General features: G+C 34.1%; 14 protein-coding genes and 1 other RNA gene. 10 read left to right on the plus strand and 5 right to left on the minus strand.

Annotated elements, in window-relative coordinates:
• Positions 1 to 95: 95 nt before the first annotated feature.
• The 6 genes from AC5ZCW_RS07965 to AC5ZCW_RS07990 all read left to right on the plus strand — a co-directional run bounded on the left by AC5ZCW_RS07965 (position 96) and on the right by AC5ZCW_RS07990 (position 10332).
• Positions 96 to 3401 carry a SusC/RagA family TonB-linked outer membrane protein gene (locus AC5ZCW_RS07965; protein ID WP_496118968.1) on the plus strand — a complete coding sequence of 1102 codons (3306 nt, stop codon included), beginning with the start codon at positions 96 to 98 and terminating at the stop codon, positions 3399 to 3401.
• A 94-nt stretch (positions 3402 to 3495) separates the two neighbouring features.
• Entirely contained in the window at positions 3496 to 4896 is a 1401-nt protein-coding gene (locus tag AC5ZCW_RS07970) for a RagB/SusD family nutrient uptake outer membrane protein (RefSeq protein WP_343541602.1), read from the plus strand.
• 74 nt (positions 4897 to 4970) lie between these two features.
• Entirely contained in the window at positions 4971 to 6215 is a 1245-nt protein-coding gene (locus tag AC5ZCW_RS07975) for an amidohydrolase family protein (protein WP_496118969.1), read from the plus strand.
• Positions 6216 to 6256: 41 nt separating this feature from the next.
• Complete coding sequence (locus tag AC5ZCW_RS07980; RefSeq protein WP_496118970.1) at positions 6257 to 7288, plus strand: TlpA family protein disulfide reductase; 1032 nt, start codon at positions 6257 to 6259, stop codon at positions 7286 to 7288.
• A gap of 396 nt (positions 7289 to 7684) precedes the next feature.
• Entirely contained in the window at positions 7685 to 9730 is a 2046-nt protein-coding gene (locus AC5ZCW_RS07985; protein WP_496118971.1) for a protein-disulfide reductase DsbD family protein, read from the plus strand.
• 239 nt (positions 9731 to 9969) lie between these two features.
• Entirely contained in the window at positions 9970 to 10332 is a 363-nt protein-coding gene (locus AC5ZCW_RS07990; protein WP_496118972.1) for a DUF3997 domain-containing protein, read from the plus strand.
• Positions 10333 to 10435: 103 nt separating this feature from the next.
• On the opposite strand, the gene ssrA is transcribed toward AC5ZCW_RS07990, so the two are convergent.
• Together ssrA and AC5ZCW_RS08000 are read right to left on the minus strand one after the other, a co-directional pair.
• Positions 10436 to 10833: a transfer-messenger RNA gene (gene ssrA, locus AC5ZCW_RS07995) on the minus strand.
• Positions 10834 to 10988: 155 nt separating this feature from the next.
• The gene (locus AC5ZCW_RS08000) at positions 10989 to 12191 is read right to left on the minus strand and encodes a serine hydrolase domain-containing protein (RefSeq protein WP_343541609.1); all 1203 of its coding nucleotides are present in this window, start codon (positions 12189 to 12191) and stop codon (positions 10989 to 10991) included.
• A gap of 241 nt (positions 12192 to 12432) precedes the next feature.
• On the opposite strand from AC5ZCW_RS08000, the gene AC5ZCW_RS08005 reads away from it, so the two are divergent.
• Positions 12433 to 13641: an NAD(P)-dependent oxidoreductase gene (locus AC5ZCW_RS08005; protein WP_496118973.1), complete on the plus strand. Its 1209-nt coding sequence runs from the start codon at positions 12433 to 12435 to the stop codon at positions 13639 to 13641.
• 97 nt (positions 13642 to 13738) lie between these two features.
• Here AC5ZCW_RS08005 and fumC read toward each other — a convergent pair whose 3' ends face one another.
• Positions 13739 to 15124, minus strand: a complete 1386-nt coding sequence (gene fumC / locus AC5ZCW_RS08010) for a class II fumarate hydratase (protein WP_343541612.1) — start codon at positions 15122 to 15124, stop codon at positions 13739 to 13741.
• Positions 15125 to 15550: 426 nt separating this feature from the next.
• On the opposite strand from fumC, the gene AC5ZCW_RS08015 reads away from it, so the two are divergent.
• Entirely contained in the window at positions 15551 to 15724 is a 174-nt protein-coding gene (locus AC5ZCW_RS08015) for a hypothetical protein (RefSeq protein WP_111288649.1), read from the plus strand.
• 233 nt (positions 15725 to 15957) lie between these two features.
• Here AC5ZCW_RS08015 and AC5ZCW_RS08020 read toward each other — a convergent pair whose 3' ends face one another.
• Both AC5ZCW_RS08020 and arsC read right to left on the minus strand, forming a co-directional pair.
• On the minus strand, positions 15958 to 18462 hold the full coding sequence (locus tag AC5ZCW_RS08020; protein ID WP_496118974.1) for a TonB-dependent receptor: 2505 nt from the start codon (positions 18460 to 18462) through the stop codon (positions 15958 to 15960).
• Between the two features lie 90 nt (positions 18463 to 18552).
• A complete protein-coding gene (gene arsC / locus AC5ZCW_RS08025; protein WP_496118975.1) occupies positions 18553 to 18897 on the minus strand; it encodes an arsenate reductase (glutaredoxin) in 345 nt (114 codons plus the stop codon).
• A gap of 117 nt (positions 18898 to 19014) precedes the next feature.
• Here arsC and AC5ZCW_RS08030 point away from each other — a divergent pair, with 117 nt between their 5' ends.
• Both AC5ZCW_RS08030 and AC5ZCW_RS08035 read left to right on the plus strand, forming a co-directional pair.
• The gene (locus AC5ZCW_RS08030) at positions 19015 to 19947 is read left to right on the plus strand and encodes a CPBP family intramembrane glutamic endopeptidase (RefSeq protein ID WP_496118976.1); all 933 of its coding nucleotides are present in this window, start codon (positions 19015 to 19017) and stop codon (positions 19945 to 19947) included.
• Between the two features lie 4 nt (positions 19948 to 19951).
• On the plus strand, positions 19952 to 20995 hold the full coding sequence (locus AC5ZCW_RS08035) for an AMP-binding protein (RefSeq protein WP_496118977.1): 1044 nt from the start codon (positions 19952 to 19954) through the stop codon (positions 20993 to 20995).
• The last annotated feature ends 193 nt before the right edge of the window (positions 20996 to 21188 follow it).

The raw sequence follows: 21188 nt of genomic DNA on the forward strand, positions 1-21188 counted from the left end.
ACACCGGAAAATGTTTGCACCATTTCCCGGCTAGTATTTGTTCAGTCGAAAAAAAGAGTTCGAAATCAATTAACCAACCAAAACATTTTAAAAGTATGAAAAAAAACCTATCCGCAAAAGATTGTGGGGTAAAATCCGCGCTTTGGGATAATTTTCTTAGCATTATGAGGAAATCCATAATATTATCAATATTTCTTTTCAATATAGTTGCTTTCGCTTCTGCACAAAAGATAACTATAAACGTAAAAAATAAGCCAATAGCATCTGTTTTAAAGACAATTACCAAAAAGACCAATATAGAATTTTTTTATAGTGATGACGTTTTTGATTCACGAAGATTGGTGAATATCGCAGTAAATAATGCTGATGTAATGGCAGTTATAAAAGAGTTGATTGGTGATAACTACAAAGCAGAATTTGTAAATAACAAATTGATTGTTATTGCATTAAATCAAAAGGCTCCTGCTTCATCTGTTAATGGAAGCAGTCAGGTAATTAACCAAAGAAAAATCTCTGGAATAGTTACAGATAATATGGGGCTGCCAATAATTGGAGCAACAATTCTGGTAAACGATAACAAGCTGGGTACAGTCACGGATTTTGAGGGAAAATATCAAATAATGGCAAATGAAGGCGATGTGGTGAGTTTTAGTTTTTTAGGATTTGCTGTAAAAAAAATCAAAATTAAAGATCAGATAGTACTTAACGTTACTCTTGAGCCAACTGCAAATGAGTTAAATGAGCTCGTTTTAGTAGGATATGGAAAAATGACCCGTGATAAAATTACAGGTGCTGTAACAAAACTGGATACGAAAGTATTGCAGAATACCCAAAATGTATCATTTGCCGATGCTTTGATTGGTGTAGTTCCTGGTTTGTTTGTTCAAGAAAGTTTTTCTTCTCCAGATTCACCGCCAACTATGTTGTTGCGAGGTGTGGGCTCAATAAGTGCCAGTACAGAGCCATTGATTGTGGTAGACGGTGTTCAGATGCCAAGAACTGGTTTAGATGCATTTATGTTAAATGCAGCCGATATACAGGATATTAGTATTCTGAAAGATGCTGCTGCGACTTCTATTTATGGATCTAAAGGAACAAATGGAGTTCTTATTGTGACTACAAAAAGAGGTACCAGAAACACGAAACTAAGGGTTGCTTTTAACAGCCGTTTAGGAGTCAAATATGCAGATCAGTCTTTTACTAATGACTTAATGAATGCATCTCAAAAGCTTGATTTTGAAGAGTCATTGGGCTTCTATAAAACGAACCCTGCTTTACTTCAAAAAAGAAGAGCTTCTGGTCAGGATTTAAATTGGGCAGGTTTATTACTGACTAACGAAATAAACCGTGAAAATGATATTTCTTTTTCAGGCGGTTCAGACAAGGCAAATTATTACACTTCGCTTACCTACAACAACGTCGATAATATTTTTGGTGGGCATTATAAAAGGTATACGGTGTCAATGCGTGTAGATTATGATTTAAATAGAAAACTAAAAGTGGGATTTTCAGGAAATTTTGGAAACGTAAATGAGGAAGATAAGCGTATAGTGGGATCACCTTTTTCAAATGCATTTCTTTTAAATCCTTGGTTGGCAATTAAAGATGATGCTGGAAATTCATTGCGATTATTGGATGTTGGTAATTCTACTGGAGTTCCTTACAATCCAATATTTGTAAGAGATAATACGAATGCGAATAACAACCGAAAAAATATCGGCGGAAGTGCAAATCTTACCTATTTACCAGTAAAATGGTTAACTTTAAATGGTGTTTTGGGAGCTAATTTCAATACTTCTAAAGGCAATAGTTATGAAAATGTAATCGTCAATGGAGGTGCACTTACTTACAATACGGGTGACAGTAACAACTACACTGGAACACTGACCGCTACTTTAGCACATACATTTCAAAAACATGCATTCGATATGGTTATGGGGTATGAAGTAAACGAGAGTGAGACCAACAGTTTTTCTGTTACAGCAAAGGATTTTAGTTCTGATGCTGTCCAGACAATAAGTGCTGCGAAAACCGTTGGTACAATCACAGAGCGAAAATCTCAAGCTGGTTCTCTCTCTTATTTTTCCCGACTAAATTATACCTTCAATAATAGTTACAACTTTTCACTTTCATTCAGGAGAGATGGTTCTTCTCGTTTTGGAAACAATAATAAATATGCCAATTTCTGGTCTGTAGGGTCTTCATGGGATGTGCATAAAGATTTACTTAATGGAAATAAAACAGTAAGTTCCTTAAAATTGAGAGCTAGTGTTGGAACTTCTGGCAACGACTTTATTGGCGATTTTGCTTCTCAATCATTGTATGGTTATAGAAGTCAAGTTACCTATGCAGGAAGTACGGCTCCATATCTAACCCGAGGTGAAAATGAAGATTTAACTTGGGAGAAAAATTTTAATGTGAATGTTGGTATCGATTACGGTTTCTTTAATAATCGAATCAGCGGAGCAGTTGATTATTATGTTAGAACTACAAAAGACCTGTTGAACAATAAGCCAATATCGCTAGCTTCAGGTTTCTCAGAACTTGTTTCTAATATTGGTGATTTCAGAAATGAAGGTATAGAAATTAGCCTACACAGTGTAAATGTTAAAAATCAGAATTTTACATGGACTACGGATTTTAATTTTGCTAATAATAAAGGAACGGTTTTATCATTATCAGACGACAAAGATATTTTATCAAACTCGGGATCTACTGTTTTTAAGGCAGGAAGTGCTATAAGGTCTTTTTATATTGTGGATTGGGCAGGAGTAAATCCAGCAACAGGCTTCAATCAATACCGAGCACCAGATGGAAAATTGGTAGATTTTAATACTAACAGAACCAATTCGAACACTACGGAAATTAATAATCTTAGACAAATTATTAATAAAACTTCGATTCCTAAGTATTATGGGGGGGTAACGAACACTTTTAAGTATAAAAATCTAGATATGTCCTTTTTGATTTCGTATGCCGCAGGGCATTATGTGTTAAATGAAGGAGTGTATAATTTATACAATAATCCCGCATTCAATCAACATGTTAATGCAGCTAACGCGTGGAAAAATCCGGGCGACCAGTCCGATTTAGCAATAAGACAAGTGTACTTAGTAAGACCAACAGCATCAATGGTATCTGATTATAAAGCATCGTCTCAATTTCTTGAAAATGCCAGTTATATAAAATTGAAAAATATTATGATTGGATATTCTATTGACAAAGAAGTTGCAAAAAAAATTGGAGTAGAGCGTCTTCGATTTTTTCTTCAGGGACAAAATCTTTTCACTAAATCAGCTGTCAGTTATATTGATCCTGAATATGCTACTGCAGCAGGCGGTATTGGACTTTCTTCTTCTATCGTCAGAGGATATTCATTTGGGATGAATGTTAATTTCTAAGAAAGCGAAAGGTCTACATGCACATTTATATAAAAAGGCATATAAAACAAGGGGAAAATCAAATTCTACAGGACAGATAAAAACAATAGTATAGATGAAAACAAATATAAAATTATTCTTTGCCACAGTACTGGTTACTTTTTTAAGTGCTTGTACTGATGATATTATAAATAAAGAACCCTTAGATGAATTGTCGCCTGAAACCCTTTTTCAGACAGATGGAGGTTTTAGAAGTGCTCTAGATGGCGTTTACGGGGTGATGAAACAGGATTTTTTCGGTTATTCTCACGGAATTTATAGTATTCCGGAAGCCATCAGCGATGATGTGGTAGGATCATCCAATTCAAAGGACTATTCTTTTGATGGCAGTTTAGAAAATATTTATCCGCTCGCTTATACCAGTACGACAGGGAATATCGAAGGATTTTGGAAGATATCATATCAAGCTCTCAACAATGTAAATACTATAATTAGACAAGCCAGAAAAAGTACACTTGCCAATAAAAATGCTTTTTTAGGAGAAGCATTAGGCATAAGAGCACTTTTATATTATAATTTATATCGCTTTTATGCTCCGGCTTACAACATCAATAAAACTGCATTGGCGGTACCGTACCGATTTGAAACGGACGCGCTTTTAGATATTAAACCCCGCAATACTTCGGCTGAAGTTATCAACTACATTTTGGCCGATTTAAATGAAGCCGTACCTCTTACTACCAATGTGGTTAACTCTTATAGAATATCCAAAACAGCTATTTATGCATTGCTGGCACGTGTGTATCACGAAACAGGCGATTACAAAAATGCTATTGTATATGCTAATTTAGCCCTGACAGATACCAGATACAAATTAGATACAACTCTTGCTGCACTTCAAAAAGAATGGGATAAGGATGATTCTGGCGAGATTATGTTTAGAATTCGATTTGAAAATAATGAGGTACAATATACTGCAGGAATTTTTGCTATTCCAGTAATGTCAAGTTATCCTTATTCAGTATCAAATGATTTGATAAGTCTGTACGATCAGAATAAAGATCTCCGATTCTCAGTATATTTTAAAACACATCCTACAGTCAAAGGAAGCTATTTTCCAAAGAAACAGGCTGGAACGAGAACAACAAACGCAGCAACATTTGATCCGGGAAACATCGATCTTAAATTAATAAGAGTACCAGAAATGTACCTCATATTGGCAGAATCTTATTTGCAGGAAAATAACAGTGCTGCAGCATTGGCGAATCTGAACAAACTTAGAAGCGCCAGAGGTTTGGGGGATTTTTCAGGAGCAGATTTAAATAAAGAAATCCTAAACGAACGCAGAAGGGAACTGGCATTTGAAGGATTCAGATTCACAGATTTAAAAAGACTTGGTTTAGGTTTCACTAGAGTTGGTGGCGGTGGTTTAGCGCCAAAAGCAGATCGATTTGCTTTACCAATTCCACAAACAGAAATTGATCGTTCGGGAATTCCACAAAACCCTGGATACTAAAACACATTTTAGAGCCCACATTTCTATTTAAATAAAGTGGGCTCTTAATTACATAAAAATATACATCTTAAAAAATGAAGAAAAAACAACTGCTTATTTGTTGGTGTTTAGTCTGTACAATACTTATGGGGTATTCGCAAACTAAAGTAAACCTAAAAATTACTATTCTTAAAAACGGATTTATCTATGATAATAAATTTGATAACAAGAAAGGGAATATTATAATAGAAGGGGATAAGATCAAAGACATTTTATACACTGATGATCTTGCCAAATATCCAGAGGCTACTCTAATTGATATTAGTGGAAAATATGTGATGCCTGGCCTAATTGATTCACACGTTCATCTAGCTACAGCACCAGATCCAGACAGGGCAAAAAATTGTAAATATATGGAGGATCAGCTTTCTAAAATGATTTATGCGGGAATTACCTCTGTAAGAGACATGACTGGAAATGCAATTATTCTTGCAGACTATAAACGTGCCAGCAGCCTTAATCAACTCCCAGCTCCGTCCATTTTTTATGCAGCTCAGTTTGGAGGATCTGGCTATTTTGATGTAGTGAGAAAATATAATAAGGATAAAAACGATAGCCCTTGGGAACAAACTATTACGGAGAAAACCGATATTAAAATTGCCGTTGCAGAAGCGAAAGGAGCAGGGGTTACCGGAATTAAAATATATTCGGACTTGACCTCAGATCTTGTTAGAAAAATTGTAAAAGAGGCAAGACTTCAGGGATTGCAAAGTTGGAGCCATGCTGCAGTTTTTCCTGCAACGCCTACTGATATTGCCAACGCAAAAGTAAACAGCATGTCTCATGCGTTTGATATTCCTTATGATTCTGCTGTTGAAGAAATGAATCGATCTAAAAGACCAGTTATTGATGAAAAAAAACTCGATAAGCTCTTACTGCTAATGAAAAACAACAACGTTATATTGGATGCTACCAATTATATTGGAAACAATAATAAACTCTATGCGGGTGTAACAGTAACCAAAAGAGCTCATGAACTTGGAGTTAAAGTATCTGCTGGAACAGATTGGCCTTATTTATTTGAAAAAGATCATGTTGTTCCATTATTCAAAGAAATAAAGATTCTCACAGACGACTGTGGTTTTACCAATAAAGATGCTCTAATAAGTGCCACAATAATAGGGGCAGAAAGTATTGGTGTGGCGGATAGAGGTGTTATAGCTATTGGAAAACGAGCAGATCTTTATATCACAAATTCAGATCCTGTAAAGCAGATCGAAAACTTGCAAGATGGTTTTATGACCATTAAATCTGGGATTATTTACACTGAAAAAAAGTAAATAGTTCTAAAACTTATTAACGAAATAAATTATAACATATAATGAAAAAATGGTATTGTTTAGGGATCGTAACCCTTGTCTTTAATCTATATACTTTTGCGCAAAAAGCTTCAAATGATTATGTACGTCTTTTTGGAAAAATAACTGAGAAAAACTCTGATTCTCTGCTAGTATTCAAAGGAAGAACTAAAATAAAAAGAATCAATGTTAATAAAGATGGTTCATTTGCTGACACATTGAAAGTAAAGGAAGGTTTTTATGGAATGTTTGATGGTAAAGAACAAGGATTTTTTTATCTCAAAAATGGTTACAATTTAAAAATTACTTTTGATACCAAACAATGGGATGAAACAATGGATTTTAAAGGTAAGGGCGAAATACCAAATAAATATCTGTTTAGGAAAGCCTTATATTCTGAAAAAGCAACTGCAGATAAATCTATATTTAAATTAGAAAACGATGAATTTGTCAAAAAAATAGATGAGATTGTTGCTGGTTACCAAAAAATACTTAAAGAAACTAAGGGGCTAGACGCATCTTTTATTGCTCTTGAAGAAAAGGATTTTGAAGATTTTAAAAAAAGCTGTGTAGATAGATATAATAAGACTACTGGACTGAAAAAGCATCAGGATAAAATTCTGCCAAAAGGAATGGTTTCTCCAAAATTTGTCAATTTTGAAAACTTCAATGGAGGCGCAACATCCTTGGATGATCTAAAAGGGAAGTTTGTTTATATCGATTTATGGGCTACTTGGTGCGGACCCTGTAAAAAAGAAATACCTTTTCTTAAAGTTTTGGAGAAAGAGTTTCACGATAAAAATATAAGCTTCGTAAGTATTTCTACCGATCGTGTGAAAGATCATGATAAATGGAAAAAAATGGTAGCAGATCTTCAATTGACAGGTGTGCAGTTATTTAGCAATGGCGATAGCTCTTTTGAGAAAGCGTATGAGGTAAGCGGTATTCCGAGATTCATTTTGCTTGATCCGAATGGCTGTATTGTCGATCCAGATGCGCCACGACCATCTGACGAAGGGATAAGTAAATGGCTTAAAGAAATGGGAGTTAACTAAAGTTTAAATTGATATAAAAATCGATAAACACAATTCATTTCAATGAGGCATTAACTTATTTTTCAAAATCGCCTTAGTTTTTTATCTTTTTATGGCAAAATTGGATGCAACTCCAGTAACAGATATTGAATCAGTAAACCTTAATGAGCCTATCAAAAATATGGCGATTTAGATAAACTGGTTCTCATCAAGGCTGGCACTTTGCAAGAAAAACAATTTAAATAATTTAATCCCTCTTTACATTTTTTAGCGTCCGTATTAAATTGAATAGATTTAATACAGCATAACTATTGAAAAAATTTAACGGTATTATAGTCTTTTATGTTTTGAATTAGTAAGCAAAAATACAAGACGATTGGGCTGATGTGACAGGCAGCCCTTTTAATCTAATAAAAAATGAAAAAAATAATATTTGCATTTCTATTGTTTACCTGTTGCATTGTTCAAGCACAAATTGTGGAACCTGTAAAATGGAAAACAAGAGTAGAAAAGTTGTCAGAATCTGAGTACAATTTAATTGCCACCGCAACTATTGATACAGGTTGGCATCTATACTCACAATCGGTTCCCGATGGAGGACCAATTGCAACAAGTTTTATTTTTAACCAAATAAAAACATTAGGAAACGTTATTGAAGGAAACGGAAAGACTATTAATGATCCAATTTTCGGAATGACGATTAAATTCTTTGAAAAAACGGCGGTTTTTCAGCAAAAAGTAGAAGTAAAACAAAGAATAGGAACAATCACAGCTACTGTAGAATTTATGGCTTGTGATGATACACGTTGTTTGCCTCCTTCTGAAGCCGAACTTGTTTTTAAAATTCCAGTAGCAGCTACTGCAGAAAAAAAAGCTGTGGCGGAAATAGAAGGTAAGCAAGAATCAAATACTCTAATAGCCGAAGCAGCTCAAACCTCGTATAAAGATTCAGTTAAGGCGGTTAGTGCTGATAAAAAGGATGTAGTAAAGTTATCAGAATTTGCAAAAGGCGGGTCTAAAAGCCAAAAAGATACTAAGGATTTATGGGCAGTATTTTTTATTGCTTTCCTTTCTGGTTTTGCTGCATTATTAACACCGTGCGTTTTTCCAATGATACCAATGACAGTAAGTTTTTTTACCAAACGAAGTAAAAGCAAATCACAAGGAATTCGGAATGCAGTTATTTATGGAATTTCTATTATCGTAATTTATCTCGCTCTTGGAACAGTAGTTACTGGAATTTTTGGAGCAGATGCCTTGAATGCACTGGCAACCAATGTATGGTTCAATATTATTTTCTTTCTGATTCTGGTATTTTTTGCAATGTCATTTTTGGGAGCTTTTGAAATTGTTCTTCCAAGTTCATGGGCAAATAAAGTTGACTCACAGGCAGATAAAGGAGGATTAGTTGGGATTTTCTTTATGGCTTTGGCCTTAGCAATTGTATCATTTTCTTGTACTGGCCCTATTGTCGGAACTTTATTGGTCGATGCAGCTTCTAAAGGTGGTATTGCACCTTTAATAGGGATGCTTGGTTTTTCGCTTGCTATTGCACTTCCTTTTACATTATTTGCAGCATTTCCGGGTTGGTTGAATTCATTGCCAAAATCAGGCGGATGGCTCAATACTGTGAAAGTAGTTTTAGGTTTTTTAGAATTAGCTCTGGCTTTTAAATTCTTATCGCAGGCAGATCTTGTGTCCCAAATGCATTTATTGGAAAGAGAAGTGTTTTTAGCCATTTGGATTGTAATCTTCTTTACGCTGGCTTTATATTTATTTGGAAAAATTACATTACCGCATGATAGTCTAATGTCGAATATTTCTGTAGGAAGATTGTCTTTGGGAATGGCAGTACTGGTTTTTACAGTTTATATGATACCAGGGTTATGGGGAGCTCCTTTAAATTTAATTAGTGCTTTTCCTCCTCCGCAGCAGTATAGTGAATCTCCTTACGGAGTAGGGGGATCAAAGCAAGTCGAGAATTCTGAAACATCTTCGAATTTACCTGATGGCGCACATCTTCTTGCTCCTTACAATATCATGGCGTTTGATGATTATGATAAAGGATTGGCTTATGCAAAAAAAGAAGGCAAACCGATAATGATTGATTTTACAGGATGGGCATGTGTGAATTGTAGAAAAATGGAACAAAATGTTTGGCCTAAACCTGAAGTTTTGGAGATTTTGAAAAACAAGGTCGTTCTAATTTCCCTTTATGTAGATGATAAACGTGAACTTAGTTCTAATGAAGTGGTAGAATCTATATTGCGACCAGATAAAAAATTAAAATATATTGGGCAGAAATGGAGCGAGATGCAGACCATTAGATACAATACTAATTCGCAACCATTTTATGTATTGATGGACACTAAAGAAAATAATCTCGTAGATCCAGTTGCCTATACGCCAGATGTGGAGGAGTATCTAAAATGGCTTAACAAAGGAATTAGCAAATTTAAATAAAAAATAACTAGCGTTTAGTATTAAATTAATGGCTCTTATTTTTTTGACTGTTGATAAGTGATTTTTCAATAAAAACGCCATGTTTTACTCTAATTATTATATTTGTTAATAATGAGTTTTAATCACTAATTATAAAATTATTGTCAACTGAATAAAATACATTTTCAATCTTAAAGAGCCCAAAAGCGATAAGGAATTTTAAAATGAAAGCAAAAAAAGCAATTGTTGCATAAAATAAAATGAGAAAATTTGTGTACTTATTAGTATTATTAGTCACAGTTGGATGTGCAGATCAAGCAGATCTTGGCTATGGCTATTATTATTTATCTGAATATGATGCAGTAGATATTGGCTATCCCGATGGGGCTATCATTTATAAAAGTAGTGCTAAAAACGAATTTGGCGAAATTATCATAAAAGAAACTGTCAAAAATGCTAAATCAGATGATAATTATATCATTGCAATGCAGTTGCCTAAAAATGAGAAAGTGCTAAGATATTTTATAATTGATAAATTTAGCGGTAGAATTTTTGGGCCATTGGATGAGAATTCTTTTAATGAACTGAAAATCAAATTAGGCATTGATATCAATTTTGATTAGAGATTTGTCTGGTAATTTGCTAAGCATCATTTAATTATATATAATACAGATAATTGTCAACTGAAAAATAAAAAGCCTGTAAACAAAGAGTTTACAGGCTTTTTTGTGGAGTCGCCGGGAATCGAACCCGGGTCCAAACAAGCAACTAAAGAGCTTTCTACACGTTTATTTCCTGATTGAATTTTCGATGTTGAGCTAGGCCAGAAACAACCACCCAACACTTATCTTCTTAATTTTCGAAATCCACCCGAAGCTCTTGGATATCTAGGTTTATTTTTACGGTTCCCCTGAACGGAACGCCACAAACCAAGGCTTTCCAGGAGAATCCAGCTTCTCTACCTGGTAGAGACGTGGCGCAATCGTACTATGATTCGGATTATGCAGCTAAAGCGTAATTATTTTCGCCGTGTAAAAGTTCGAGATCTTATATTTACGAGCAAGGTCTCAATGCTCGACGTGCTTACTGTTCAATTCGACTTGCTGTCAAAACCAGTCGACCCCAAAAAATAAGTCTGCAAATTTAGAGTATTTGAAATTACTTTCTACTAAAAATTTAAAAAAATGTCTTAAAGTCGAAAGTCCCAAGTCCAAAGTCAGCATTGGCAAATGTTTTTAAGGCTTTACGACTTTTGACTTTCGGCTTTACGACTATAATTTTACTCTTCGTCTTTAAAATTAAAAGGATAATCTCCAAAGACTGGAGCTAGTTTACGAACCGCATAAGTATTTCTGGTCATCTTATTAGATAACGCGATAATGGTTACACCTTCATTCATCAAAGTAATATAAGATGAGGTATTTCCGTGCCACCAGCCGTTATGGAAATAAAAATTCTGTCCTGTTTCCCAATTAATCATTCTAATTCCAAGACCATAATTTTTAGTTCCTTTGCGTTCGTTGCTGTAACCCGTATAAACTTGTTTCAATAATTCGGGTTTTAAGAAATCTGGCGATTGTCTCGCACGATCAAATTTTAAAAGATCTCTTGCTGTAGAAAAAACATTTTTATCGCCGTAAACGTTGTCTAGATAATCAAAACCAATTTCTACACCATTTCCTTTATAAGAAGGAACGATTTTCTTTCTGTCTTTATCATCATCAAAAACATACGTATTGGTCATTCCAAGTGGTTTGAAAATCATCTGAGACATTGCCTCTTTATAAGTCAAACCTGTAATTTTTTCAATAATAAGTGCCAGCATTGCGTAGTTGGTATTGCAATAGCTAAAACGTGTTCCAGTTCTTGATTCTAATCCAATATCTTTTGTAGCCAGAATATTTAAGATATCCTTGTTTGTTAATTGATTGTGTCTATCCCAGATTGATTTGTCACGATCTGTGAAATAAGCATAATTGCGCATTCCTGTACGATGATCTAATAACATTCTAATGGTACAATCTTCGTATGGAAAGGTTTTTAGAATAGTATTTACCTTTTGGTCTAAGTCAATTTTGCCTGCATTGACCAATTTTAAAACCGCCGTGGCAGTTAGTACTTTACTTACTGAAGCAATTTGTACAGGTGTTTCAGGAGTTATTTTGGTTCCTTCATTTTTATTGGCAAAACCATTATATCTTTCAAATAAAATCTGTCCATTTTTGGCAACCAAGAAGCTTCCGTTCATGGTATTATTAGGCCAGTTTTTATTGTAAAAGTGATTTATTCTGCCAACAACAGAGTTTTTATAAGCCTGTGAAACTTTCGGTTCTGCACCTAACGGTTTCATTTTAGGTAAAGTATCTTCGACTGTCTGAGTAGTATCTATTGCTGTTGTTTTGTTTTGACCACATGAACTTAAAACAAGCATTGAAAAAAGTAATTGTGGTATCTTTGTCTTTTTAAGGAAAATCATTTGCATCGTTCTTTAAAAACAAATATATCGAATTCCATTTTGTTGTATTCTTGGTTCTGGGGCTTTAATTTGTGTTTTTTAACTTTTTTTTAAGAAAAGTAAATTTTAGTCGGTTGTTTTTCAGCTTTTAACGGTTTTAAAACATTCTAAATAGAATTTTTGAAACAAAATTTTAACTAAATTTGTTATATTTGAAACAAATACATTAAAAAAAGTTATATTATTAAATACTAAAAAACCGCATTAAATGAAATTTGGAATCATAAAAGAGAGAAAAAACCCGCCAGATAGAAGAGTTGTTTTTTCTCCAAATGAATTGACAAGACTAAAGCAGCTTTATCATGATGCTTCTGTAAAAGTTGAAAGTTCAGATATCAGAATATTTTCTGATGACGATTATAAAAATATGGGAATTACCGTTGCCGATGATGTATCTGACTGCGATGTTTTGTTTGGTGTAAAAGAAGTTCCTGTAGACGATTTGATTCCAAATAAAGCTTATTTCTTTTTTTCTCATACCATTAAAAAACAGCCTCATAATAGAAAACTGCTTCAGGCGATTTTAGAAAAAAATATCGATTTATACGATCATGAAACGATTGTAAACGAGCATGACCACCGTTTAATTGGTTTCGGAAAGTATGCTGGAATGGTTGGTGTGTACAACGGAATTCGTGCGTTCGGAATTAAATTTGAATTGTTTAAACTTCCAAAAGCAGAATCTCTTTCAGGGAAAGAGGATTTGATAAAGCATTTAAAACGCATTACAATGCCGGCTTTAAAATTTGTGGTTACAGGAACTGGAAAGGTGGGGAGCGGCGCAAAAGAAATTTTGGATGCTATAAAAGTAAAAGAAATTACGATCGATAATTACTTGACAAAAAAATATGCTCAGGCTGTTTATGTACAGTTGGATGTTTTGGAATACAATAAAAGAAAAGACGGTCAGGTTTTGGATTTTACAGATTTTGTGAATCATCCTGAAGAATATGAATCTGATTTTGAAAGATTCACTAAAGTTTCTGATATCTATTTTGCTGGACATTTTTATGCGAGCAATGCTCCGATGATTTTAACTAAAGAAATGCTGAACGCAAGCGATTGTAAATTGAAAGTTGTAGCCGATATTTCTTGTGATGTTAATGGGCCAATTGCTTGTACAGTTCGTTCTTCAACAATTGAAGAACCGTTATATGGATATTTTCCTTTAGAAGATCGTGAAGTTGATTTCTTTCATCCCGCAGCAGTTGCAGTTATGGCAGTAGATAATCTACCTTGCGAAATTCCAAAAGACGCGAGCGAAGGTTTTGGTGAACAATTTATGGAGCACGTAATTCCTGCTTTCTTTAACGGAGATAAAGACGGAATTCTAAAACGCGCCAAAATCACAGAAAACGGAAAACTGACAGAAAGATTTAGCTATTTGCAAGACTATGTTGATAATGGTGAATTGTAAATTGTGAATTATAAATTAAAAAGCCTGAAATTGATATTTCAGGCTTCTTTTTTTTTTCTGAATGATGATAATTAACAATTCACAATTCACAATTAAGTCAAACCATATTTTCAGGTTTTACCCAAGCATCAAAATCTTCTGATGTTACATAACCTAGACGAACGGCTTCTTCTTTTAAAGTAGTTCCGTTTTTATGAGCCGTTTGAGCAATTTCTGCTGCTTTGTAATAGCCAATTTTTGTGTTTAAAGCCGTAACGAGCATTAACGAATTGCTTACTAATTCTTTGATGCGTTTGTGATTTGGTTCGATCCCTTGAGCGCAATGTTCGTCAAAAGAAACACAAGCATCGCCTAGTAATTGTGCCGATTGTAAAAAGTTAGCTGCCATTACAGGTTTGAAAACATTTAGTTCATAATGTCCTTGCATACCTCCAACGGCAATGGCCATATCGTTTCCGATAACTTGAGCACAAACCATGGTTAAAGCTTCACATTGTGTCGGATTTACTTTTCCGGGCATAATAGAAGATCCTGGTTCATTTTCAGGGATATGGATTTCGCCAATTCCAGATCTCGGACCAGAAGCCAACATTCTTACATCATTAGCGATTTTGTTTAAAGAAACCGCTAATTGTTTTAAAGCTCCGTGTGTTTCTACAATGGCATCGTGTGCTGCGAGTGCTTCAAACTTGTTTTCTGCTGTTACAAAAGGATGTTTGGTGAATTTTGCAATGTATTCAGCAACTTTTACATCGTATCCTTTTGGGGTGTTTAATCCAGTTCCGACAGCGGTTCCTCCAAGAGCGATTTCAGATAAATGAGTTAGAGTATTTTTCAAAGCTTTTAATCCGAAGGCTAATTGAGCGGCGTAACCAGAAATTTCTTGTCCAAGTGTTAATGGTGTAGCATCCATTAAATGTGTTCTTCCGATTTTGACAACGTCTTTAAATTCAGTGGCTTTTTTTGCTAATGTCGCGTGAAGTTTTTCTACACCTGGAATTGTAGTTTCAACCACCATTTTATAAGCTGCAATATGCATTCCGGTTGGGAAAGTATCGTTTGATGATTGCGATTTGTTCACATCGTCATTGGCTTTTATGAATTGTTCACCTTCGCCGATTTCAAAACCTTTAAGAACTTGAGCTCGGTTGGCAATTACTTCATTTACATTCATATTGCTTTGTGTTCCAGAACCTGTCTGCCAGATTACAAGCGGAAACTGATCGTCTAGCTTCCCTTCAAGTATTTCGTCGCAAACTGCTGCAATTGCATCTCTTTTTTCGATTGGCAGAACGCCTAAATCATAATTGGCATAAGCGGCAGCTTTTTTTAGATAAGCAAAACCTTCTATGATTTCTTTCGGCATAGATGCCGCTGGTCCGATTTTGAAATTATTTCTCGAACGTTCTGTTTGTGCACCCCAATATTTATCGGCTGGGACTTGAACTTCGCCCATGGTGTCTTTTTCTATTCTGTATTTCATTATGTTGTTTGTAAAATGTTATCTGTAAAATGTGAGTTGTTGGATTTAGCTTGTAATCTTTGAGATTAAAAGGAACACGGATAATGCTGATTTAATTCGTAAAAACGCGGATTAAAACGGATTTTTTATATTGGTGTTTTTTCAAATTTCTTTTGAATATGAGTTCTAGCCCCGATAGGAGTGGAAATCCTTTTATGTTTTTTCTTTAAAAACATAAAAGATTGTAGCGGATAGCGGGAAATAGCTCCTTAAAATACTCATATTCTTCTAATTTAGACAGTTGAATAATATTCGGAAAAAAGGCCTTATTTAAAATGAGTATAAATATACGGATAAATGTTATTTAACGAAAATTGATTTAGATTTTATTGCTGAGAAAAAATATATACCCTACATTTGTCGTAACATTCAAAAATTCCGGAAAACATGTTTGAATTTTCACAGTACTTAGGCTTTTTACTTTTCTTAACCATACTAACTATAGGGTTTTGGTTAATGTTTTTCTTAGTTGGTTTCGTATCTTACTGGGTTACGGGTGCTAGCTGGGAAATGATTAAAGAAAAAAGAGCCAGAAAAAGACAAGAAGAACAATCTATTTAATTTTAGATTGATGTCATAAGAAAAGAACCCACTAGGGTTCTTTTTTTTGTGCTAAAAAAAAGAAATTCCAATACTGAAATTCCAAATTCCAATCCTTTGTGTTTAGAACTTTGTGAAAGTTTTAAACTTTGACAAAGTTGGATAATTAAGTAAATAGGCTTAAAAAGAAAAATTCCAAATCCCAATTGTAAAAATTGGAATTTGGAATTTTTGATATTGAAATTTAAAAAGCTTTATCCTGGAAAATCTCCACCGCCGTCTCCACCGCCGTCATTTCTTGGCTGCGCATTTTTATCTCTTTCACTTTTTGGTTTATTGAAACGGTAAGTGAAGGATAAATTGAATTGACGTTTACGGAATTGGAATTCGCTATACGAAGTCACTCCATCTAAATAAGTGTATGATCTCATTTTTCTGGAATTGAAAACGTCGCTAATGTTGAAAGCAATAGTAGCTTTATCTTTCATAACATCTTTACTTAAAGCAGTATTCATTCCGAATTGCCCTAAGTTTTTACCTTGAGCTGTTTTTTGCTCTCCGTTGTACATTGCTGTCAATTGCCAGTCAATTTTATATGGTAAAGTAACTTTTGAGTTTACTCTTGCAAACCAAGATGTAGCCTGATTGTCTAAATTTTGAACTATAGTATTTCCTTGCGTATCTACGTAACTGTGTTCTCCTGTAGTTTTTACATTAAAGAAATTGAAGTTACTGTTTAATTTCCACCATTTGTATGGAGTGTAATTGAATGTGAATTCGAAACCAAATTTTTGTTCTTTTCCTAAGTTAATAGGCTGACTTTTGATTACTGGAGTACCATCAACTACTTCACCTGGCGCAGGAGTTACCACTTCACCATCAGCAGTTACATAATCACCAGTAGGAGATCTTACAAAGCTGAAAACGTCTTTTGTATCTTCAAAATAGGCAGATGTATTGAAGGTTACTTTATCCCATTTTTTAATATAACCAATATCATATTTATCTGTTAAAGATGGGTCTAAGTCTGGATTTCCTTGAAAGATATTAATGTTGCTCGCATAATTTACAGCAGGGTTCATGAAACGACCTCTTGGTCTAGACAAACGTTTACTATAACTTGCAGAAAAGTTGCTTTGATCTGAGATTTCATAACTAATAAAAGCACTTGGAAACAAGTTGTTGTATTTTTTAGTATTGAAATTACTGTTGTCTAGTAAGTTAACATGAATATCTGTGTCTTCCCATCTTAGCCCAAATAAATAAGAGAATTTATTTGCTTTGAAGCCATATTGAGTGTAAAGTGCATTGATATTTTCTTTGTATTCTAATGTGTTTGATAAATTAGGATCCTTTACTGGAACATTATTTTCGATGGTAGTTACATAATATTCATTATTCAAATCTCCAAAACTTCCTTTGTAACCTGCTTCAAATTGCCCTCCTTTACCTAATGGAAGAACATAATCGGCTTGAAATAATACTTGTTTTTGTATTTGATCGTTTAGTGTATTATTGAAATTTGGTGAAGCTGTTATGGTGCTATAACTGTCATCTGTATTTCTCGAAATAGAAAGATCTGCAGTAAGTTTATGTCCTTTATCATTGAAATTTTTAATAAAGTTCGAAGTATACTCAAAGTTTTCACTTCCAGTATCAGCGTCATTTAAACGATACGATGTTCCTGTATAATTATGTGCAGCATCGTAGTTGTAATAATTGATCAAATCTCTATCGTCACCAGTGTTTTTTTGGTAATTGATTGCATTCGTCCAAAATGTAGAAGGAGTCAGTGTCCATTCAATACCAGCTCTTCCATTAAATCCGTTTCTGACACGTTTTGTATCACGGTCTTCGTCTAAATAACTTTTTGTTACTTTGTTTTGATCAAAATATTCTGAATTTGTTTTACCAGCTCCTTCTGTAGTTCTATAGTTGTAACCAGCAGTAGTAAAATAGTTTAACTTTTCAGTTTTATAGTTTAAGTTGGCACTTGCGCCATACGTTTCTGGTAAACCGGTTGAGGCAATAAAAGTTCCGTTAAAACCTTGGTTTTTACCTTTTTTTAGAATAATATTGATGATTCCAGAACCACCTTCTGCATCATATCGAGCTGATGGGTTTGTAATTACTTCTACTTTATCAATAGCATCTGCAGGAAGCTGTCTTAAAGCTTCTGCTATATTTATAGCTTGCGATGGTCTTCCGTCAATTAAAATACGAATATTGTCGCTTCCTCTTAAACTTACATTTCCTTCTGTGTCAACCGAAACAGATGGAACGTTGTCTAAAACGTCACTAACGCTTCCGCCTTTTACAATCATATCTTGACCAACGTTGTATACTTTTTTGTCCAGTTTGATCTCGACAGTCGATTTTTCGGCGCGAACTACAACTTCGTTCAATTGTGCAGCATCTTCGGATAGGTTTACGACACCTAAATTGGTGTCATCTTGAATGCTTTTTTGCTTAATTTCAGTCGATTTGAATGAAATAAATTCCACTTTTATATCGTAAGTTCCCGGCGCGACTGCAACTTCAAATTCTCCTTTCGGGTTTGTAATACCACCAGCAACAACTTTTGTGTCATTTGGTTTGGTAAGCGAAATTGTAGCATATTCTAATGGTTGTTTGCTTACTTTCTCGAAAACTTTTCCAGTGACTTTTACTTTGGGTCTGCCGCCCGGACCTTGTTGAGAGTAATTGTAAAAACTTGTAAACAAGAATACAAGTAATACAGCAAATTTGATTTTTTTCATTTTCTGGTTTTCTTTTCTCTTTAGACGGCAAATGTAGTTTTTGGTTTAAAGAGAGAAATCACAAAAAAATGTTAAGAGGGTATTTTAGAATCAATCTAAAAAAGAAGCAACAAGTTCAGGATCTCTTCCAATTATTGCTTTTCCCTCTTTTACAACAATAGGGCGCTCAATTAAAATAGGGTTTTCTACCATTGCATTGATAATCTCATCATTACTTAAGGTCTTGCCTTTGAAATTTTCGATCCAGATTTTTTCTTTGGTTCTGATTAACTGAATTGGTTCAAGATTTAATTGTCCTAGCAATGTTTTTAGCTGTTCAAAAGTTGGAGTTTCGGTTAAGTAAGGTATAATTTCAAAATCTTGCTTCGATTGTTCGATAAAAGCAAGGCAGTTTCTCGATTTTCCGCATCTTGGATTATGGTAAATTTGTATCATTTTGTTATATTTAATCGTTTCAAATATTCTTACAATAAAAAAGGGGTATTTTAGCAATACCAAAAGTAAGATTAACTTATCGAATTTGAATTCTCATTTTTTTAAAATTTTAACTTTATGTTTTTAGAACAAGGGATTAAACCCGAAAATAAATTTTGGAAATATCTTTTAGGATCTGTCTTTATTATTTCAGCTTCTTTTATAGGGCAAATTCCAATTACAGCAGCTGTATTTTATAAAACATTTAAAGATCATGTCGCTTTTCCTACTACCAATGAGGGAATAATGAAAATGTTTGAATCTAATACCACTCTTTTTCTGGTAATGATTTCTTTTATTTTTGCTTTTGCAGGTATCTATTTTGTGGTAAAGTATATTCATCATCAAACTTTATTGTCAGTTACAACTTCAAGACCCAAAGTAGATTGGAAACGAATTTGGTTTTCTTTCATTTTATGGTCATTTTTCTCCGTGCTCAGCTTTTTGTTTGTATATTTAAGATCTCCAGAGCAATTTGTATTGCAGTTTAAATTAGTTCCTTTTTTGACACTGACAGTTTTAGGATGCGTTTTAATTCCTATTCAAACTTCTACTGAAGAGTATGTTTTTAGAGGTTATTTAATGCAAGGGTTTGCCAATTTAGCTCAAAATAGATGGTTTCCACTCGTAATGACTTCTGTTATATTTGGTTCGATGCACTGGACAAATCCAGAAGTTGAAAAAATGGGGAGTATTATCATGATCTATTACATTGGAACAGGATTGTTTTTAGGAGTTATCACTTTGATGGATGAAGGAATGGAATTGGCACTCGGATTTCATGCCGCAAATAATCTTGTTGGAGCTTTATTGGTTACTTCAGATTGGACTGTTTTTCAAACAAACTCTCTATTTAAAGATCTTTCAGAACCTTCGGCGGGAATAGATGTAATTCTGCCAGTTATAGTTATTTATCCAATTCTGCTTTTTATTTTCAGTAAAAAATATGGTTGGACCAATTGGAAAGAAAGATTAACAGGAAAAATTAATAATGTCGAAATAAATGCTTAAGAATATGCAAAACTTAACTCATAATAACGTTCACAATTATTTCAAACTAAATGGATATCATTTAAATGCAAAAGATTTGTGTCGTGTCGCTTATAGTTTTATCAAAGAAGGAGATAGCTACGAACAATCTATTGGAGAGTTCTTTTTAGATTGGTTTGATAAAAAGGATTATATCGAAATGACAACTTCTGGAACAACAGGTCTTCCAAAGTTGGTTAGATTACAAAAACAATCCATGATTCAGTCAGCGTTGGCTACGGGCGATTTTTTTGATTTAAAACCAGGAGACAAAGCTTTATTGTGTCTTCCAACCCAATTTATCGCTGGAAAAATGATGCTGGTTCGCAGTTTGATTTTAGGATTAGAATTAGATGTGGTTTCGCCAAGTCTGCATCCATTGCAATTCAATACAACGAGATACGATTTTGTAGCAATGGTGCCGCTTCAAGTTCAGAATTCTATTGAAGGGCTTTCTAAAGTGCGAAAACTTATTATTGGAGGAGCAAAATTAGATTCGGCTCTCGAAGAAAAATTATTGCCACTTAAAACAGAAATCTACGAAACGTATGGAATGACCGAAACGATTACACATATCGCTGCAAAACGTTTAGGCGATTCAGTTTTTTCGATTCTTCCAAATGTGAAAATATCTCAGGACGATCGTCAGTGTTTGGTGATTAATGTAGCCTCTATTTCTGATGAGCCAATTGTGACTAATGATTTAGTCGAATTGCTAAACGAACAGCAGTTTAAGTTTTTAGGCAGAATTGACAACGTAATCAATAGTGGAGGGGTAAAGTTGATTCCAGAGCAGATTGAAGCGAAATTGATCGGAAAAATAAACAACAGGTTTTTTGTTACAGGACTTCCAGATACTACTTTAGGAGAAAAATTAGTTTTGGTTGTAGAAGGAGAAAAACAAGAATTTGCTCCTGATTTTTTTGATGTTTTAGGAAAATATGAAAAACCAAAAGAAATAGTTTTTGTTTCAAAATTCAAAGAAAACGAAAACGGAAAGTTGTTGCGAAAGCCTACTTTACAAGATTAAATTCCAATCTTTTAAATCCCAAGTTTTCGTAATCTTGTCATTTCGACATAAGGAGAAATCTTTGCAAGTAACTCCGCTCCAATAGACAAATCTTTTTGGAGTTTCTAACGAAGATTTCTCCTTATGTAGAAATAACAAAGCTATATGGAATAAAAAAAAAACCAAACTCCAAGTTTTAAGATTGGAATTTGGA

The organism is Flavobacterium sp. PLA-DH12 (genome assembly GCF_059511845.1).

Excerpts from the sequence above, each read along its gene's own strand:
- AC5ZCW_RS07975 (WP_496118969.1), top strand. The coding sequence starts at position 4,971 with ATGAAGAAAAAACAACTGCTTATTTGTTGGTGTTTAGTCTGTACAATA.
- AC5ZCW_RS08005 (WP_496118973.1), top strand. The coding sequence starts at position 12,433 with ATGAAATTTGGAATCATAAAAGAGAGAAAAAACCCGCCAGATAGAAGA.
- AC5ZCW_RS08030 (WP_496118976.1), top strand. The coding sequence starts at position 19,015 with ATGTTTTTAGAACAAGGGATTAAACCCGAAAATAAATTTTGGAAATAT.
- AC5ZCW_RS07985 (WP_496118971.1), top strand. The coding sequence starts at position 7,685 with ATGAAAAAAATAATATTTGCATTTCTATTGTTTACCTGTTGCATTGTT.
- AC5ZCW_RS08020 (WP_496118974.1), bottom strand. The coding sequence starts at position 18,462 with ATGAAAAAAATCAAATTTGCTGTATTACTTGTATTCTTGTTTACAAGT.
- AC5ZCW_RS07980 (WP_496118970.1), top strand. The coding sequence starts at position 6,257 with ATGAAAAAATGGTATTGTTTAGGGATCGTAACCCTTGTCTTTAATCTA.
- AC5ZCW_RS07990 (WP_496118972.1), top strand. The coding sequence starts at position 9,970 with ATGAGAAAATTTGTGTACTTATTAGTATTATTAGTCACAGTTGGATGT.
- AC5ZCW_RS07965 (WP_496118968.1), top strand. The coding sequence starts at position 96 with ATGAAAAAAAACCTATCCGCAAAAGATTGTGGGGTAAAATCCGCGCTT.
- AC5ZCW_RS07970 (WP_343541602.1), top strand. The coding sequence starts at position 3,496 with ATGAAAACAAATATAAAATTATTCTTTGCCACAGTACTGGTTACTTTT.
- AC5ZCW_RS08015 (WP_111288649.1), top strand. The coding sequence starts at position 15,551 with ATGTTTGAATTTTCACAGTACTTAGGCTTTTTACTTTTCTTAACCATA.
- fumC (WP_343541612.1), bottom strand. The coding sequence starts at position 15,124 with ATGAAATACAGAATAGAAAAAGACACCATGGGCGAAGTTCAAGTCCCA.
- AC5ZCW_RS08000 (WP_343541609.1), bottom strand. The coding sequence starts at position 12,191 with ATGCAAATGATTTTCCTTAAAAAGACAAAGATACCACAATTACTTTTT.
- AC5ZCW_RS08035 (WP_496118977.1), top strand. The coding sequence starts at position 19,952 with ATGCAAAACTTAACTCATAATAACGTTCACAATTATTTCAAACTAAAT.
- arsC (WP_496118975.1), bottom strand. The coding sequence starts at position 18,897 with ATGATACAAATTTACCATAATCCAAGATGCGGAAAATCGAGAAACTGC.